Genomic DNA, 17,863 nt, shown 5'->3' on the forward strand with positions numbered 1-17,863 from the left:
GAGCCGGTATCTCCTGTAGGACCAGTCGAGCCGGTATCTCCCGTCGGGCCGGTTGGGCCGGTATCTCCCGTTGGGCCTGTCGGGCCGGTATCTCCTGTTGGGCCGGTTGGACCGGTATCTCCCGTCGGACCAGTTGCGCCAGTATCTCCTGTCGGACCTGTCGAGCCGGTATCTCCCGTCGGGCCGGTTGGACCGGTATCTCCCGTCGGACCAGTTGCGCCAGTTTCTCCCGTTGGGCCGGTTGCGCCAGTATCTCCTGTCGGGCCGGTTGGACCGGTATCTCCTGTCGGGCCGGTTAGACCGGTATCTCCCGTCGGACCTGTTGGGCCAGTTTCTCCCGTCGGACCTGTTGGGCCAGTATCCCCTGTCGGACCTGTTGGACCGGTATCTCCCGTCGGACCTGTTGGGCCAGTTTCTCCCGTCGGACCGGTCGGAACGATATCATCTTCTACAATAACCAAAGTTCCTCTTAACGGAACCTCTTGAGAAAAGAATACCGTTGCAGTACTAATATTTACAAGTGATAAGGTGACAGGAGCTGCAGCTACATCAACGATTCCAATGCCAAATACCTCTCCTGTTTTTATCGGAGAATTACCTTCCAAAAAATCTCCCTGTGAGGAAGACAAAGCGAAGGCTGTCCCATTTGTCGATTGTGATGACTGCGTTGCCAGCCACCAGTCAATAACATATCTCCCAGCTTCCAAAAAGGTTACCACACCGGTAGCTGGGGTGTAAATTATATTCCCCGCTGAGTAGACAATGGTATCAAAAAGAACATTTGCACCAGTATCCACGGTTGAAGCCATATTTAGTTCTATTTGAAGAGCAATATTACTCATAGTAAATCCTCCCATTTAAATAATGTTGACGTATATTCATAAATAATGATAACGCCTATAAGTATTTTATGATATGGTATCGAATTTGGGAACTTACTCGTAAAACATACAACTAATAAATCTTTATCTTTTTTCAATACAATGGACCTCAAAATAATCAGAGGTTTAAAAGTCTTGCAAATATAAAGTTAACGTATTTTATGTGATCTGTTTTTTTGACTTAAAAGGAGAAATATTTCCGAATACCAAATGCCTTCACATAGTATTACTGTATCGTTCAATATATTTGATGGTTTCTCTTTGAACTTGTACAAAATCTTCACAGTGGAGAGCCTGAATATGCTCTATTTTTACGATTCTTTAAAAAACCATACTAGAGTATTATCATAAAGAATCGCATTCCTAAATACTTCTTGTTGAAAGACCAAAGCTTCTGGCAAAGGCAAGTTCCCTGGTCCAAAACTTTTACGCGGCTATGAAATATCAAGAACGATCGTGAAGGTAATGGACACGGTCTTGCATTGACTCGGTGATACATTTGCATTACTTCCTATCTCTTACTCTTCTTCCAGGTTTTCTATACTAAAATCAAGATATGAAAATGTTCCTGCCTCTATGATTTTCTGATTTAAATTAATCCAGCTCTTGCACCGGTCTAAAATAATCGCATCCGAGGTAATGACATTTTCCAATTGCTCCAGTGTACGGTCGACTTCAAAAATATTGTGTATTTCCACCGCAAACGAAAAGGAACTGAGCTGCTCTGCGATCTGTTCTTTTAATTTTCCCGAATTAGATACCGGTGTATCTAAAAAAAATACGGCTTTCGAAATCTTCTCTGTTTGTAATGCTTCGCCAATCAGTGCAATCGCTTCCTTCGTTTCCGAAATGATGCGGTAGCTTCCCCGTAAACCTGCCAAATCCCGAAATGTTTCATCCATGCATTTTAAAATCAGAGAACCGGATAACGCGACTTCCAGCGTGATTATCGTATTAAATCCATCAATATATACTGTTTTCTCCTCTAAATTATTCTTAACCTCTTTCTCTTTCCGCCTTTGCAATTCTTCGTTGGATGTAATCGCTCTGGCCAGTGCGATCCGTTGCCTTTCCGACAATAAATAATGGTTGCCGACGAACGTAACCGCATTTTTTATCTTATATCCATGATTTATTAAATAATAAATATCTCGCCCCGCTTTATATAGAGTCTGCATGGAGGAATTGCCAAATTCCCGTTCATCCTTCGGTGAAGATCCTCTTTTTCCCTGATTGTTCACGATATCTTTTCCTTTCTTTATCTATTATGATTTCCGACTATTTCTAACTTAACAAAAAAAGTTTGCAAGCTTATTTTAAAATATTTGGTTGAGAAACCGGTAAAAAAAGTGTACACTAAAAATAAACTGCAAAGGAGAATATAATATTATGATTATCGTGATTGCCAAATGTCAAGTTAAAGAAGGCAAATTGGAAAAATTTGTAGCGGAGGCACAAAAATTAGTAGACGCTACCAGAAAAGAAAAAGGGAATATCAGCTATGATTTAATTCAGGAAACTACTTCAAATAATTCCGTAGCTTTTGTAGAAAGATGGGAAAACCAGGATGTCCTTGATGTGCATATGAAAACAGATCATTTTACTGCCATTCTGCCAAAATTGGGAGCTTTGACCGAAGGAGACATGAACATCAGTGTAAATAATGTTTTAATCTGATTTTCATTTACAGAATTAACAACTGTATGTGATATTTTCCATGAAGCAAAAAATAACCAAAGTCTGTCAAGATAAGCCGATTCATCTTTAAAGACTTTGGTAATTTTTATTACATATACATGTTAAACATTTTAACCTTATCAAGCACCGAAGCGGATTGCAAATGCCCGCTTTGACTTAATCAGGAAATTGTACATTTCCAGGAACAATATAGGCAGCGGAAGTACCATTTTCCGGAAGTGCGCTAATTGTATCTTTTATCACTTGATTACGAATATCTGTCATTCTGATTTTAATCGTGCCTGTCCCCATATTAGTGGCAACAAAATGGTTATATTCCATTTTTTCCATGTTAATCCATTTTCCATCTTTATAATATTCCATCTTCAAAACAGGATATTTATGATTTCTTACTTGAATCGCTGCCCACCATTGACTGCTCCCTTCTTTAATACGGTAAGAGACATTTCCTGTAACCGGCGCTTTTACAACCTTCCATTGAACGTCGATTTTACCTGCGGAAACATCACCTATCTTAGCAAAGGAAGTAGGACATAAATCAAGTGCACCATTGGCACCTTCAGGGTATAGATCGGTGACGTATACGGTTGTTGTTCCTTTTGGACCCTTCACTTGCAGATACGCTCCAGCCAGTGCTGCTTTTACACCATAGCTATTATAATCCGCAGGATTTAAAGCTGTTATCTCCATATTGGATGGAATTGGATCTAAAAGAGCACATCCACCTGAGTATCCGGATCCGGTGTAGGTAGCATAACCTGAATGCAGTTTCCCCCAAGCGTCGCTGGCATTTAGAGTTGCAGCCGTTTTTACTGCTTTATTCGCAGATAAATCCATTATAGAAGCAGTAGCAGCGGATGCATTCACTCCTCCTATTGATAAAGTGAATGCGAATACAATTAAAATTGAAACTACATGTTTTTTCATTTTAACAACCCCTTTCTTTTTCAATAGATACACTTCTGGGATGCAGTACACTATATCCAGAGACAAATGCTTTTCTTCAGTTGCAAAATAGAAAGGGCGAATCTTGTTTATGTACAAAAATCAGGAAATCTATTTATTTTTATATGTCTTATCAGAAATTTTTCATGAAGAACTATGCAAAACATAAAATAATGGTAAATCCCTCCTTTTGCAGTACACCTTTCTATTTGTGAAATTTTACCATATTTTTTTAAACAAGTAAAGCTTTATTTAGTATCATTTTAAGTAATATTGTCTTAATTTTCTATTAATGCTTCTAAATCATTCTTTAATTTTTAACTATTTAGAGCTATTTTTAGTTTATCGATTAATTTAACCACGCATTGCGTTCTCAACATCCATAAAAAAAGAAAGACTCCCGGCACCTGGGAATCTTTCCTCCTCTACAGTTACAAATTTAAAATCATATGCTAAGCGGCTTCTAAGCAAATGGATTTTCTGTCTTATAAAGCATTCCTTTCGGCTGGTTAAAGCCGATTTCCTCCACCCCAAGGTATTTAAATACCTCAAATATGGCCTTGCCGTAATGTCCGAAGGCAACTGCCCCGTGGTGCGGGAAGTTCTTCTCAATCAACACATGACGGTAAAACCTTCCCATTTCCGGAATGGCAAAGATACCAATGGAACCAAAGGAACGGGTGGCTACCGGAAGCACCTCTCCCTGAGCGACATAAGCACGCAGCAGATTGTCTGCGGTGCTCTGTAAGCGGAAGAATGTGATGTCTCCAGGGGCGATATCTCCCTCAAGCGTTCCCTGCGTAACCTCTTCCGGAAGAGCTCTTGCCATAATCATCTGATATTTCATGGAACAGGCAGACAGCTTTCGGGAGCAGGTATTTCCACAGTGGAAGCCCATAAAGGTATCCTGATGGGTATATTCATATTTACCCTTAATATCCCCGTCATACATATCATCCGGAACTGTATTGTTGATATCAAGCAGGGTTACGGCATCCATGCTGACACAGGTTCCGATAAACTCACTGAGCGCCCCGTAAATATCTACTTCACAGGAAACCGGAATACCCATTCCGGTCAGGCGGCTGTTCACATAGCAGGGAACAAATCCGAACTGGGTCTGGAATGCAGGCCAGCATTTACCTGCAATTGCAACATACTTACGGTATCCGCGGTGGTCCTCCACCCAGTCTAACAAGGTCAGCTCGTACTGAGCAAGCTTAGGAAGGATTTCCGGCTTTTTATTTCCCTCTCCCAGTTCTTCCTCCATTTCCTTTACCACATCCGGAATTCTCGGATCATCTGCATGCTTATTATAGGCTTCAAACAAATCCAGTTCAGAGTTTTCTTCAATCTCCACGCCCAGATTATAAAGCTGCTTAATTGGTGCGTTGCATGCCAGAAAGTTTAACGGACGCGGGCCAAAGCTTATGATCTTTAAGCTTGAAAGGCCTGCCAGAGTCCTGGCAACCGGTAGGAATTCTTCAATCATGTCAGCACATTCCTCAGCTGTTCCAACCGGATATTCCGGTATGTACGCCTTGATATTTCTAAGCTTTAAGTTATAGCTGGCATTTAACATGCCGCAGTATGCATCACCGCGCCCCTGGGTTAAATTATCTCCGCTCTCCTCTGCCGCTGCGATGAACATGACCGGTCCGTCAAAATGCTTTGCAAGAAGGGTTTCTGAAATCTCCGGGCCGAAATTTCCAAGGTATACCACCAGTGCATTGCAGCCGGCCTCCTTTACATCCTCCAGCGCCTGTACCATATGGATTTCACTTTCCACGATGCAGACAGGGCATTCGTAGATATTCCTGGCATCATATTTTTCTTCATAGGCCTTGACCAGGGCCTTTCTCCTGTTCACTGAAAGAGTTTCCGGGAAACAGTCCCTGCTTACAGCTACGATTCCTACTTTTAATTCCGGGATATTGATCATATTATGACTCCTCCTGTTAACTTTCAGGCATTCCTGCTGGGTTACGTGCCTGGTTATTTTGGTATAGCTTCTTTATTAGATCGTTAAGTTTTCCCCTAGTATGCCGATATAGGCCTGACTCGGGAGCCCGCCCTCTTTATGGCCGATCAGCCATTTGTTCCTGGCAAATAGCAGCCGGTCCTCTCCATTCGCCATTTCCTTTACAGGTTCCAGATCCGTATTCGTATCCTTTGGAAGAATCACCACACAGCGGAAACCGCCTTCCTCTACATGGCACGGTGCATAATGGAGCGTTGTTGCATAAACCTCGATTACAGTCCCCGCCGGAACAAGGAATGCTTCCATTTTGCCTGAATCATACGTATATTCTGGTGTAATATCCTGCTGCTTTCCCAGGATCAGCACCAGATCTGTCACAGCAATATTAATCTCTGAATTCCTGTGGTATTCCACTGCGTTCAGTCTTTTATTGTGACCGTTGCAGTAGCCTACCTGGACCGGCATCTGGCCGAATAATTTCTTTTCCATCTCGTCCGAGACCGCCAGGGCTTCCAATTCTTTTACTGACGGGACGTAAACCACATCTGCCGGAAGAGGTGTTTCCCCCATCTTTTCCAACAGTTCCCCTACCTCATAGCCCGTTACCACTTTTCCATAAACGCCAAAAGCCGGGTCTGTCACTGTTTTGTACGCTAATCCCATGATTCCTGCCTCTCTTTTTCTATTCTCCGAATACTGCCAGATAATCCTTTTTAAATTTTTCGATTCCCTGGTCCGTCAACGGGTGCTGCGTCATCTGGACCAGCACCTTATAAGGAACCGTGGCAATATCGGCCCCTGCCCTGGCGCAGTCGATCACGTGGATCGGATTGCGCACACTGGCTGCGATAATCTTCGTCTCAATTCCGTGTACCTGGAATATTTCCATGATATCCCCGATCAGATCGATTCCCGGCATGGATATGTCATCCAGCCGCCCGAGAAACGGGGATACATAGGAAGCGCCCGCTCTTGCTGCCAAAAGCGCCTGGGCAGCGGAAAATACCAGGGTAACATTCGTCCGGATTCCTTCCGCATTCAGTGCCTTTACAGCCTTTAAGCCCTCTACGGTCATGGGTATCTTCACCACCATATTGGGATGGATCGCTGCGATCTCCCGTCCTTCCTTTATCATGCCTTCCGCATCAACCGTAGTGGCCTTCACCTCTCCGCTGATCGGCCCGTCAACAATGGAAGCGATTTCCCCGATTACCTGCTTAAAATCCCGTCCTTCCTTTGCAATCAGGGACGGATTCGTAGTAACGCCGCATATTATTCCCATCTCATTGGCCATTCTGATTTCATCTACATTTGCCGTGTCAATAAAAAAACGCATATCCCATTCCTCCTGTTTTTCCTTTTTCTGTTAAAATGTATTTTATAAAGCTGCAAGCATTTTATAACTATCCTTCAAATCTGCATACAGCTTCTTGTATAGCTGATGATATTGGCTGTAGAGCTCGGCCTGTCTGGCATTCGGACCTGCCAGCTTGTCTTCGGAAATCAAAGCATCACAGGCAGCTTCCACGCTCTCATAAATTCCGCAGCCCACTCCTGCCAGTATGGCTACGCCCAGGGCCGGTCCTTCCGTCTGGACCACGGTTTTTACCTCGCAGTCATACATGTCTGCCAGCATCTGGCGCCATACCGGGCTCTTTCCTCCGCCTCCGCATGCCATCATCTGTCCGACTAAAATCCCCATCTCCTTCAGAATGTCGTTGCAGTCGCTGAGAGAATAAGAGACCCCTTCCATGACGGCGCGCAGCATATGGGCTTTTGTATGTATGGCCGAAAGCCCAAAGAATACTCCCCGGCAGTCCGGGTCCAGATGAGGAGTTCTCTCCCCCATCAGGTAAGGCAGATAAATTAATTTATCACTTCCTGCTTCCACCTGGCTTACATCCTTATTAATGAGATCGTAGACATCAACCCCCTGTCTCTTTGCTTCCTCCACATAATCGTGGCATAAATTATCCTTAAACCATTTTAAGGACAGTCCTGCTGCCTGGGTCACTCCCATCACATGCCAAGCTCCCGGTACCGCACTGCAGCACGTATGCACTCTTCCCTTCGGATCAATGGTTACCTGGCTGCTGTGGGCGAATACGACTCCCGAGGTTCCAATGGTTGTAAAAGCCGTCCCGTCTCTCACGACTCCGGTCCCGACTGCGGCGGCCGCGTTGTCTCCAGCCCCTCCCACAACCTTTGTCCCGATTGAAAGTCCTGTTCTTTCTGCGATCTCAGGAAGAAGGCTTCCCGTTACCTCACAGGATTCAAACACATTTCCTAAAAGCTCCGGATCAATATCCAGTTTATGCAGGACTTCATCGGACCAGCACCGCCCCGGCACATCCAAAAGCTGCATACCGCTGGCATCGGAGACTTCTGTCGCATAAATACCGGTCAGCACGAAACGGATATAGTCCTTAGGCAAAAGGATATGTCTGCACCTTTGATAATGCTCCGGCTCATTTTTTCTTACCCATAATATCTTAGCTGCCGTCCAGCCTGTAAGCGGCGGATTTGCGGTAATCTCAATCCAGCGTTCTCTTGGCATAAGGTTTAACATGTCCTCCACTTCGGCTCCGGTCCGCTGATCGCACCAGATGATGGAGGGGCGTATCACCTCATTGTTTTCATCAAGCATTACCAGGCCGTGCATCTGACCTGAAATCCCGATGCCTTTAATATCTTCTTTTAGAACTCCTGACTCTGTTACAACCTGGGAAAGGGTTTCTAAAACCGCATCCCGCCAGTCCTCCGGCTTTTGCTCCGCCCAGCCGTTATGGGGCTGATACAGGGGATATTCCCTGGATGCAGAAGCGGCCACATGCCCTCCTTCATCGAACAGGACTGTCTTTGTCGCCGATGTCCCCACATCGATTCCAATCAGATAATTCATCCTGATACCTCCTCGTAAAGTCTCTCATTCTGATTATAATATACCTGCCATAAAAAAGCGTGCTTTTATTTGTCCAAGTAATAGCACTTTCTTGCACTTTTATTACATGGATATTTAGGGGGAGGCTGCCTTCCTGCTTTCAAAATAAACGAACCTGTCTATGGCATCTAAAATATCCTTAAAATCCTCCCGGGGAGCCAGCTCAATGTACCGCTTTAACAGCTCCCTCTCCTGCTTTTTATAAGGTCCATAGAATATATCATACAGGTTATGCCCCCGCATATAAATCTTGAATTCCTCCATATGAGCTTTTAATTCTTCTATGGATTTTATATCACTGCCCACCGCATCCAGGAATTGCTTTGCGCTCTTCAGCCGGTAAAGATACTCCTGCCATTTCTCAAATAAAATCCGGTAAAATGCCTCTTCGCTTTCCACGATCCCCAGCTCTGCCATGACCTTTGGATTCAGGAAATAATTTTCAAAAGAATAATACTTTAATATGAGAACATTCCTTCTGGTCACCTTCGGCAGTTTATCGATTTCCTCCAGATTGCGTTCATCATAATACCGGCAGAGCTGGCCGGCCAGCTCCTCCGGGTTCTTTCCATCCCCATCCCGGATCATCAGAAACTGATCCCGCAAGTATACCTGATTCATGTATTTTAAATTGGCATAGGTTTTTATATTGGTGCAGCTGTTTGTTGTAATAATGGAGATTCTGGAAAGGTTTCCCTCTCTGTCATGAATTTCCGAATAATATTTCTCCAGCAGAAGAGGCAGGCGGCTCTTATCCTGCTTTCCCTCCACGATGAACACAAAGCTGACCCCTAAAAGGTCATTGGCGCCATAGCCCAGATCATTAAGAATGGCATCAATATCGGTTCTTGTCTTAACCACAGAATAACCGTCCCGTTCTAAAACTACCTGCCTGATCTGGCGCCGGGTGAAATTAAACAGCATATTGGGAGAATGAGTGGTAAAAATCACCTGATTCTTCTTGGATAAACGGTACAGGATTTCACTGGAAATTTTCTGAAGCTGGGGATGAAGGAAAATCTCCGGGTCCTCTACAATGACAATGCTTGGAATTCTTTTTTCATCTTCTGTATAGGTCTCCAAAAGGGACAGCATGTACAAACTCTTCATGCCATTGCTCAAATTGCCGATGGGACTTAGCTTTCTCCTCTCCACATGATAGGTTTCCGCAGTCACTTGAAACATCTCATCGGGACTTATGCTTAAGGAGAAGCGGATCTCTTCGTATCCCCCGTTTTTTCTATAATTCTCGTTGACTTTTGCAGCAAAATCATTTAAATTCAGCTGGTAAATCTTATATTCCAGCAGCTTTGCAGTCTCATAAATCTGTAAGTCTTCCGGCTTCTTCTGGTTGATCAGACCGATGCACTTAAAACAATGGTTGCACTCCCTGGCACCATCAAACATGCATACACGGCTTCTTAATTTAACCAGCTGGTCATCCTCCTGGAACAGTAAAAGATCATTCTGGAACTGGTTTAGATCCCGTTCCGAATCAATGTAGTAAAGCCTGGGAAATATCTCACTGATATACCGGTTATTCTTCCGGTAACCGTCATGAAAGCGGATTTCCCCATTCCAATTGACCTGGTAGGTAAAGGTCAGGCTTCTCTCCTGATAAGAGGGAAGTTTTGCCTGGAAGTCATGAAACCACGCATCGAAACGCTTATACTGGCTCACGGTGCCGCTCCCGTGAAACAGCTTTAAGTCATCCTGCGTGATTCCCAGAGTCATGGTTATCTCAATGTTCTGTTTCTTCTCATTAAAATCCTCTGCCGTAACCTCATAGACTCCTGCGGCTGCCCGTATGGCATCTAAAATTCCGGTTTTTCCGGTATTGTTTTTCCCGACCAGAATCAGGGCATTCTCAATACCCATAATTTCCATATCCCGGATCGATTTAAAATTTTTAATATGTACCGATGTGATCTGCATAGGCCTCTCCTTTATAAAACAAAGTATAAAAGGCAGAAAGGAAAATTTCAAGTTCTGCCGCAAAAAAAATCACACTGCCCATTCTCATCTGTCATAGTATAAATTATATTCTTTTCGCAGGAGTGGTTCCTATGTTTGATTCTTATCTGGTGCTGACACCTTTGCACTATATTTATCTCATTGGCGTCATTGTAATCCTGGCTGTCATGGTTCTCAGAAAAGATACCCCTTTGGTCTGTATTGCCTTCCTGTTCCTGCTGGGCCTTGTTGGCCTGAGATCCGTAACCGGAGGCATCATGACCGTATTCAATGCCATCCTGTATGCTTCCAGGGAGTTTATGGATATTATCGCTACCATTGCGCTTGTCACAGCTCTGTCCAAATGCTTAAAAGACTTAGGAAGCGACTACCTGATGATGATTCCCATGTCAAAGATCATGAAATCCCCTTCCATCACCTGGTGGATCCTGGGCATGACCATGCTGGTATTCTCCCTCTTTCTCTGGCCTTCCCCATCAGTGGCTCTCGTAGGAGCCATTATGCTGCCCTTTGCTGTCAAAGCCGGTTTGGATCCCCTGGCTGCTGCCATGGCCATAAACCTGTTCGGCCATGGAATTGCTTTAAGCTGCGATTTTGTAATCCAGGGAGCTCCCTCCATTTCTGCAGGTGCTGCAGCCATCTCTGCTTCCGACATCCTGACCAAGGGGCGGCCCCTTTTTCTGGTAATGGGCATTGTTACGGCCGTTTCCGCATATCTGTTAAACAGGAAAGAAATTGCTGCCTGCTGCCAGGAAATCCATATCCAGAACAACGAAGGAAACCCGGATATCGGAACAGCCGCCATCGCAATGGCAATCCTTACCCCTCTGTTTTTCCTGGCTGACATTCTTCTTATGCTGGCGTTTGGTTTAAAAGGCGGGGAGGCCACCAGCATGGTTTCCGGTACGGCTATCCTGATCATGTGCATCGGTGCTGTCTCAGGCTTTGGGAAACAGTCCCTGGAAAAAGTAACGAATTATGTAACCGAAGGCTTTCTTTTCGCCATTCGGATCTTCGCTCCCGTCATCATCATCGGGGCCTTTTTCTTTTTGGGAGGAGGGGGGATCTCCTCCATCATGGGAGAACAGTTTCAAAGAGGCATCCTGAATGACTGGGCCATCTGGCTGGCCCATAATGCTCCGATCAACAAATATATGGCAGCACTTTTGCAGATGGCGCTGGGAAGCTTAACGGGGTTAGATGGCTCGGGCTTTTCCGGCCTCCCGCTTACGGGTTCTTTGGCCCACACCTTTGGCACCGCAGTGGGGGCTTCGGTTCCTGTCCTGGCTTCTCTCGGACAGATCACCGCTATTTTTGTCGGGGGCGGGACCATTGTTCCCTGGGGTCTTATACCCGTTGCAGCCATATGCAGTGTAAATCCGCTGGAGCTTGCCAGAAAAAATCTTCCTCCGGTCATCATCGGTTTTCTGGCGACTTTTGCTGTTTCCTGTTTTCTTTTATAATGATTCAGACATAAGGAGGAATTGCCATGTGTGGTATTGCTGGTTTTTACAATCCGAATCAAGATTACCAGGAAGATAAATTCCATTATGAAGATATATTGGAACGGATGTCAGCCATTCAGAGACACCGGGGACCTGATGACTCAGGGATCTGGCTTTTCAAGCACGGAGGCATGTCCCATGCCCGTTTATCCATCATCGATTTAACAAACGGCCGCCAGCCCATGAAAAAAACGGAAGCAGGTAATACCTTTGGAATTGTATACAATGGAGAGCTTTACAACACAAAAGAGCTCCGCCGGGACTTAATAGAGCGTGGACATTCCTTTTCTACTACCTCCGATACGGAAGTGATTCTGACCGGATATATGGAATATGGCCCTGACTTTGTAAAACAGTTAAACGGCATTTTCGCCTTTGCCATTATGGATCCGGTCCGGGACCGTTTCTGTCTCTTCCGGGACCGTTCCGGAATAAAGCCTCTCTTTTATACGATCCGGAATGAAGAAATCATTTTCGCATCTGAACTGAAAGGAATCTTTGCCTATCCGGATATAAAACCTGTTTTGGACAGGAAAGGATTAAATGAGGTGTTTTCCATAGGTCCGGCCCGTACCTATGGCTGCGGGATTTTTAAAGGAATAGACGAACTGCTTCCCGGCCACATGCTTCTTTGTTCCAAAGACGGTTTCCGCCATAATTGCTACTGGAAGCTGGAAAGCAGGCCCCACGAAGACAGCTACGAAGAAACCATTGAAAAGACATCCTTCCTCGTCCAGGATTCCATTAGGCGCCAGATGGTTTCCGACGTTCCTATCTGTACCTTTTTATCCGGCGGAGTGGATTCCAGCCTGGTTTCAGCGGTTTGCTCCGCAGAGCTTAAGAAACAGGGGAAGAGACTCACAACCTTTTCCTTTGATTTTGTCAATAATGACAAATACTTTAAAGCCAGTGCGTTTCAGCCCTCCCAGGACCGCCCCTTTGTGGACCGGATGGTAAAATTCCTGGATTCTGACCATCATTACCTGGAATGTGACAATGTTACCCAGGCAGACCGGCTGTACGATTCCGTTCTGGCTCATGACCTGCCTGCCATGGGGGATATTGACTCTTCCCTCCTCCATTTCTGTTCTCTGGTCAAACAGTATAATAAAGTGACACTGACCGGTGAATGTGCCGATGAAATATTCGGAGGCTACCCCTGGTTTCACAAAGAAGAATGCTTTAAAGCCCATACCTTCCCCTGGACCATGGACTTGGAACCCAGAAAGGTGATACTGAGCGATGACTTCCTTGACTATCTGGGAATGGAAGCATATGTACAGGAAACTTACGAAAAATCCGTGGGTGAAACGCCTGTTCTCCCGGAGGATACTCCCAAAGAGGCACGGAGAAGGGAAATCTCCTACTTAAATCTGCGCTGGTTTATGCAGACTTTATTAAACCGCATGGACCGCGACAGCATGTATTCCGGCCTGGAAGCCAGGGTTCCCTTTGCAGACCACCGGATCATCGAATACGTGTGGAATGTTCCCTGGGACATGAAAACAAGAGATGGCATTGTGAAGAATCTCCTGCGCCAGGCGGGAAAAGGACTTTTACCCGACGAGATCCTGTTCCGCAGGAAATCTCCTTATCCCAAAACCTATGACACCAATTACGAAGCGCTCTTAATCAAACGGGTGCGGGAAATGATGTCCGATGCCTCCTCCCCGGTTATGCAATTCCTGGATAAGGGAAAACTGGAGAAATTCCTCATAAGCCCGTCGGATTACGGAAAACCCTGGTACGGCCAGCTCATGGCAGGCCCCCAGATGCTCGCTTACATTCTGCAGGTCAACTATTGGATGGAGGCATATCATATTTCAGTAGAATAAAAATCAGGAAGTGCGGTTCCAAACTCAGAGGACACCGCACTTCTTTCCATTCAATCTTTTATTCGATTTCCTCCAGGACCCTTCCCATATCCGATGTATCACCAATGAGTATGGCTCCAACCAGTTTACCGCCCTCACAATAATAAGCTTTGTATATTTTCCCGGCCGTATCTTCTTCCCTCCGTACCTCATAAGCTTTTTCGGGATTTTTTCCTGTATCTCCTACTGCGAACAGAGAAGTATCCATGCCGTGAAAGGTGAGTGCTGCTGTCACGGTTTTATAGGAAACCCTCTCACCGGCCGCATTGGCTCCTGCCGCCTTCCCCATTTCCACAGCCTGGGGCCAGATCGCATAATTAATCCCTTCATATTCCGCACAATCACCGCAGGCGTAAATGCCGGGAAGGGAGGTCTCCATGTGTTCATTTACCATCACCGCACGTCCGGTCCGGGCTCCGGCCCCTTCTGCCAGGGAAACATTAGCACGGACTCCTGCGGATATGATCACAAGCCCGGCAGGAATTACCGTACCATCTTCCAGCCTGACACCGGTCACCTTATGGTTGCCTTCTATCTCCTGGGTTTTCACATTGAACTTCATTTCAATCCCTTTTTCCAGGATCAAGGATTTTAAAAATTCGCCGGCTTCTGCATCCAGCTGCCGCTTCATAAGCTGATCCTCCTGTTCCAGAATTGTTACGGAAAGTCCGGCCAGCTTGAGCTCCCACGCCGCCTCCAGCCCCAATACCCCGCCTCCGATGATCACAGCACTCCTGGATTCCGGAAGAAGGGAATTGATTTTCTCCGTATCGGAGAGCCGCCGTATGGCTATTACCTCATTTCTTTCATGGCCCTGAATTGGCGGAATGAAACATTCGGATCCCAGGGCATAAATACATTTATCATATTTTAGCCGGATTCCGTCCTCAAAGACTACCTCCTTTTCTTTGATGTCTATTTTCTCTGCCTTTTTTCCCGTGAGATTTAAGATACGCCGTTCTTCATACCAGGCCGGATCATGAAGAAGCAGTTCTTCCCTCTCATCTTTCCCCATCACAGCCTTGGTCAGCATGGGCCTGGAATATGGCAGCGAATCTTCTTTCGTCACCATTACGATCGAGCAGGTGGAATTTCTATCCCGAACCGCTTCCGCTGCGCTCACACCGGCTGCCCCATTGCCCAGTATGAGGTACAGCTCCTCTGTGTCTTTATGAAACTCCTGCTCCTCTTCCCCATAAGGGACAAAATTCTCCGGTCCAACTCCGCAAACCGGACACACCGGAATCCCTTCTTCAAATACAGCGCCGCACACCAGGCATTTTACCAGTTTCTGCTTACCTTCCGCCATGTAAATCCCCCTTTCTCACGTTCCTATATAATAACAAGCTTCATTACTGATGTAATCATAACACAGTTTTTTACTATTTCAAGATTCTTTCTGTTAATATTTCGTAAACATAGAAAGAAAACCGTAAGGCAGCAAAGACTCCCTTTTATGGTAAAATAGAACAGTAATACTAGACTGAAATGAGGAATTACCATGAAAAAATACAGCATTGGAGAAGTCTCCAGTCGTTTAGGTTTAAGCCGGGATACCCTTCGGTTTTATGAAAAAAAAGGAATGATCCATCCGGAAAAACAGAAAAACGGCTACCGAAGCTATACATATGAAGATATCCGCATGCTCTTAAGCATCATGTTTTACCGCAGACTGAACTTCAGCATTGAAGATATTAACCGGATACTGTTTAAGAGCTCCTTTCATTCTTATCGTTCCATGATTCAGGAAAAAATTGCGGAGGAAAAACTCCAGGTCGAGCAACACCGGCAGTCACTTATCCATTTAAAGCATTTACAGCAGCTCTATCAAAATGTGGAACAGTGCCTAAACCGTTACGACATCCGTCCCCTGCAGCGCTACTACCAGATGACAGATGACAGTCTCATCGATATAATGGATATCTCCGATTTATGTTATATTTATCAGGAATACCGGATCGAAGAGCAATGTGTGTACCAGACCGATGAATCCTTCCTGCTTTCTGCGGATACTGCAGCCATCATGAAAATGGAACAGGCATTGGTTCACTGTCCCATGATCCAGCATGAGTGCTGTGTTTATACCGTTATAGCCTCGAATAGCCCCATACCAGAGCAGCAGGCGATTCTAAATGCAGCAGACTGGGCAAAGAACAAAGGTTATTCTCTTCTCGGCGTAGCTTACAGCGGATATTTATTAAGCTGTCTATTCCATGAAAAGCCAAAAGAGAATCAGGAAGAAGATGGGGCTGGGCCCGCTCATTATATTGAGCTGTACCTGCCGGTTCATGCTAAGAGATGTGATAACTGATAAATCGTTCCCTGAGAACATGCAATTTTGTCTTTAACCTTTGCATGTAACAGGAATTTGAAAGATTTTTTCTGAATACGGTAAAACTTTCTTCACAGAAGGGAAAGAAACATTTATATGCGAATTTGACGGCAGAAAATATGATTCCTCTCCGTCAGATTTCGCATTTTAAAATAAGGGAAGAGCTTTGACTGGATACCTTGTTCCTATCAGGTTGATCTTTCCTGGTATTTCCAAATCTAAATTTCAAAAATTCATTCTGAGAACAGTTACAGGCATTTTTCTTCGTAATACGTTTTATTGCTCTTGGATGCTGTGCTTTTTTCTTAAATCCGGTTAACAAAACCATTAAATCATATGAGTGAATTTATTATTTTTGAAGCCATTCAACAAAATAAAGTATTTCCGGTAAGAATCCATATTCCTCATTAAAACGTTAACGGCTCGGTAGAATCTCAACTCTTAACCACCTAACGAAGGCTGATCCGATAGCTATAGTTCTAAAGACTCTCTGCATAACATTGACACACTTCAGTACAGCCTTTGCTGTGCTTTTTTTATCTGTTTTTCAGAATATCTCCTTTTCTTTACTATTTCAAAAAAAGCTGTATTTGCTGCGAAGGCCATCGGAAAAGCAGTTTTCCAAATTCTCATATAACTTAAGCTCGTCCAGAGCCATGAAACAAGCTCCTTTTTCTGCATATTTATATAATAAACAATTCTTCTAAACCATGGCCTATGACAAAATTTTTAACCGCCTGGAGATATACAAAAGCCTTTGAACCAATTAATCAAGAAAGGGAGTAATCTATCAAATGAGTAATATAGCACTTCAAATAGAACGCATCGCTGCCGGATCTGTAGCAAATGGCGCCAATGTCATCTTTGATACTACGGTTTTTTCGTCTGGAAACATAAGCTACAATTCCATAACCGGTGTGATTACATTTAATGAACCAGGAAGATATGTAGTTAATTGGTGGGTTACTACACAATCTTCTGCATCAACCAATGGTGCAGTATTCGCTTTGACCTCTTCACAAGGGGATTTTCTGGAAGGCAATTCCCCGACAAAGACAGCAGAAGTTGTTGGTATAGGAATTATTGAAGTTACTTCTGCACCAGTAGAACTTTCACTAATTAATGCCAGTACAGATGCATTCTTTTATTCCTCTATCGTACCATTGAAGGCTACTCTTGTTGTTATAGAGGATGACATTTCTGAAAATGGCCCTACTGGGGACACCGGACCTACTGGCGACACTGGACCGACCGGCGACACTGGACCGACCGGTGATATCGGACCTACTGGTGACACTGGACCGATGGGGGATACCGGACCGACCGGCGATACTGGACCGACTGGCGACACCGGGCCTATCGGCGACACTGGACCGACTGGCGACACCGGGCCTACTGGCGATACTGGGCCTACTGGCGACCCCGGGCTGACAGGCGATACCGGGCCTACTGGGGATACTGGACCGACCGGCGATACCGGGCCTACCGGTGACACTGGACCGATTGGCGATACCGGGCCGACCGGAGATACTGGCCCTACTGGGGATACTGGACCTACTGGCGATACCGGGCCTACCGGCGACACTGGACCTACGGGGCCGACGGGCGATACCGGACCTACTGGCGATACTGGACCTACCGGCGACACCGGACCTACTGGACCGACCGGCGATACTGGACCTACCGGCGACACCGGACCTACCGGAGATACTGGCCCTACTGGGGATACTGG

General features: G+C 45.3%; 12 protein-coding genes and 2 pseudogenes. 5 read left to right on the forward strand and 9 right to left on the reverse strand.

Annotated elements, in window-relative coordinates:
* Both BQ9856_RS13305 and BQ9856_RS13310 read right to left on the reverse strand, forming a co-directional pair.
* A pseudogene (locus tag BQ9856_RS13305) lies at positions 1-605 on the reverse strand (hypothetical protein); the annotation flags it as partial.
* A gap of 794 nt (positions 606-1,399) precedes the next feature.
* Positions 1,400-2,122, reverse strand: coding sequence for a DUF434 domain-containing protein (locus tag BQ9856_RS13310; RefSeq protein ID WP_235839208.1), 723 nt, complete (start codon positions 2,120-2,122; stop codon positions 1,400-1,402).
* A gap of 148 nt (positions 2,123-2,270) precedes the next feature.
* On the opposite strand from BQ9856_RS13310, the gene BQ9856_RS13315 reads away from it, so the two are divergent.
* Positions 2,271-2,558 (forward strand): putative quinol monooxygenase, encoded by a 288-nt coding sequence (locus BQ9856_RS13315; protein WP_077611464.1) that lies wholly within the window; start codon positions 2,271-2,273, stop codon positions 2,556-2,558.
* A 177-nt stretch (positions 2,559-2,735) separates the two neighbouring features.
* Here BQ9856_RS13315 and BQ9856_RS13320 read toward each other — a convergent pair whose 3' ends face one another.
* From BQ9856_RS13320 to BQ9856_RS13345, 6 genes are all read right to left on the reverse strand, one after another.
* Complete coding sequence (locus BQ9856_RS13320; protein WP_328587250.1) at positions 2,736-3,506, reverse strand: expansin EXLX1 family cellulose-binding protein; 771 nt, start codon at positions 3,504-3,506, stop codon at positions 2,736-2,738.
* A 481-nt stretch (positions 3,507-3,987) separates the two neighbouring features.
* Positions 3,988-5,466 (reverse strand): L-fucose/L-arabinose isomerase family protein, encoded by a 1,479-nt coding sequence (locus BQ9856_RS13325; protein WP_077611465.1) that lies wholly within the window; start codon positions 5,464-5,466, stop codon positions 3,988-3,990.
* 75 nt (positions 5,467-5,541) lie between these two features.
* Positions 5,542-6,168 carry a DUF4867 family protein gene (locus tag BQ9856_RS13330; RefSeq protein ID WP_077611466.1) on the reverse strand — a complete coding sequence of 209 codons (627 nt, stop codon included), beginning with the start codon at positions 6,166-6,168 and terminating at the stop codon, positions 5,542-5,544.
* 19 nt (positions 6,169-6,187) lie between these two features.
* Positions 6,188-6,841 carry a fructose-6-phosphate aldolase gene (fsa, locus tag BQ9856_RS13335; RefSeq protein WP_077611467.1) on the reverse strand — a complete coding sequence of 218 codons (654 nt, stop codon included), beginning with the start codon at positions 6,839-6,841 and terminating at the stop codon, positions 6,188-6,190.
* Between the two features lie 42 nt (positions 6,842-6,883).
* On the reverse strand, positions 6,884-8,407 hold the full coding sequence (gene xylB, locus BQ9856_RS13340; protein ID WP_077611468.1) for a xylulokinase: 1,524 nt from the start codon (positions 8,405-8,407) through the stop codon (positions 6,884-6,886).
* Positions 8,408-8,521: 114 nt separating this feature from the next.
* On the reverse strand, positions 8,522-10,381 hold the full coding sequence (locus BQ9856_RS13345) for an ATP-dependent nuclease (RefSeq protein ID WP_077611469.1): 1,860 nt from the start codon (positions 10,379-10,381) through the stop codon (positions 8,522-8,524).
* A gap of 131 nt (positions 10,382-10,512) precedes the next feature.
* On the opposite strand from BQ9856_RS13345, the gene BQ9856_RS13350 reads away from it, so the two are divergent.
* Positions 10,513-11,883, forward strand: coding sequence for a citrate transporter (locus BQ9856_RS13350; protein ID WP_077611470.1), 1,371 nt, complete (start codon positions 10,513-10,515; stop codon positions 11,881-11,883).
* Between the two features lie 26 nt (positions 11,884-11,909).
* Positions 11,910-13,760, forward strand: a complete 1,851-nt coding sequence (asnB, locus tag BQ9856_RS13355) for an asparagine synthase (glutamine-hydrolyzing) (protein WP_077611471.1) — start codon at positions 11,910-11,912, stop codon at positions 13,758-13,760.
* 58 nt (positions 13,761-13,818) lie between these two features.
* On the opposite strand, the gene BQ9856_RS13360 is transcribed toward asnB, so the two are convergent.
* Entirely contained in the window at positions 13,819-15,108 is a 1,290-nt protein-coding gene (locus BQ9856_RS13360) for an FAD-dependent oxidoreductase (RefSeq protein ID WP_077611472.1), read from the reverse strand.
* Between the two features lie 192 nt (positions 15,109-15,300).
* Between BQ9856_RS13360 and BQ9856_RS13365 the strand changes: the two genes are divergently transcribed.
* Positions 15,301-16,110, forward strand: a complete 810-nt coding sequence (locus tag BQ9856_RS13365; protein ID WP_077611473.1) for a MerR family transcriptional regulator — start codon at positions 15,301-15,303, stop codon at positions 16,108-16,110.
* An 815-nt stretch (positions 16,111-16,925) separates the two neighbouring features.
* Positions 16,926-17,863: pseudogene (locus BQ9856_RS24985) on the forward strand (hypothetical protein); the annotation flags it as partial.

This window comes from Clostridium sp. Marseille-P2415 (assembly GCF_900155545.1).
GTDB lineage: Bacteria > Bacillota > Clostridia > Lachnospirales > Lachnospiraceae > Lacrimispora.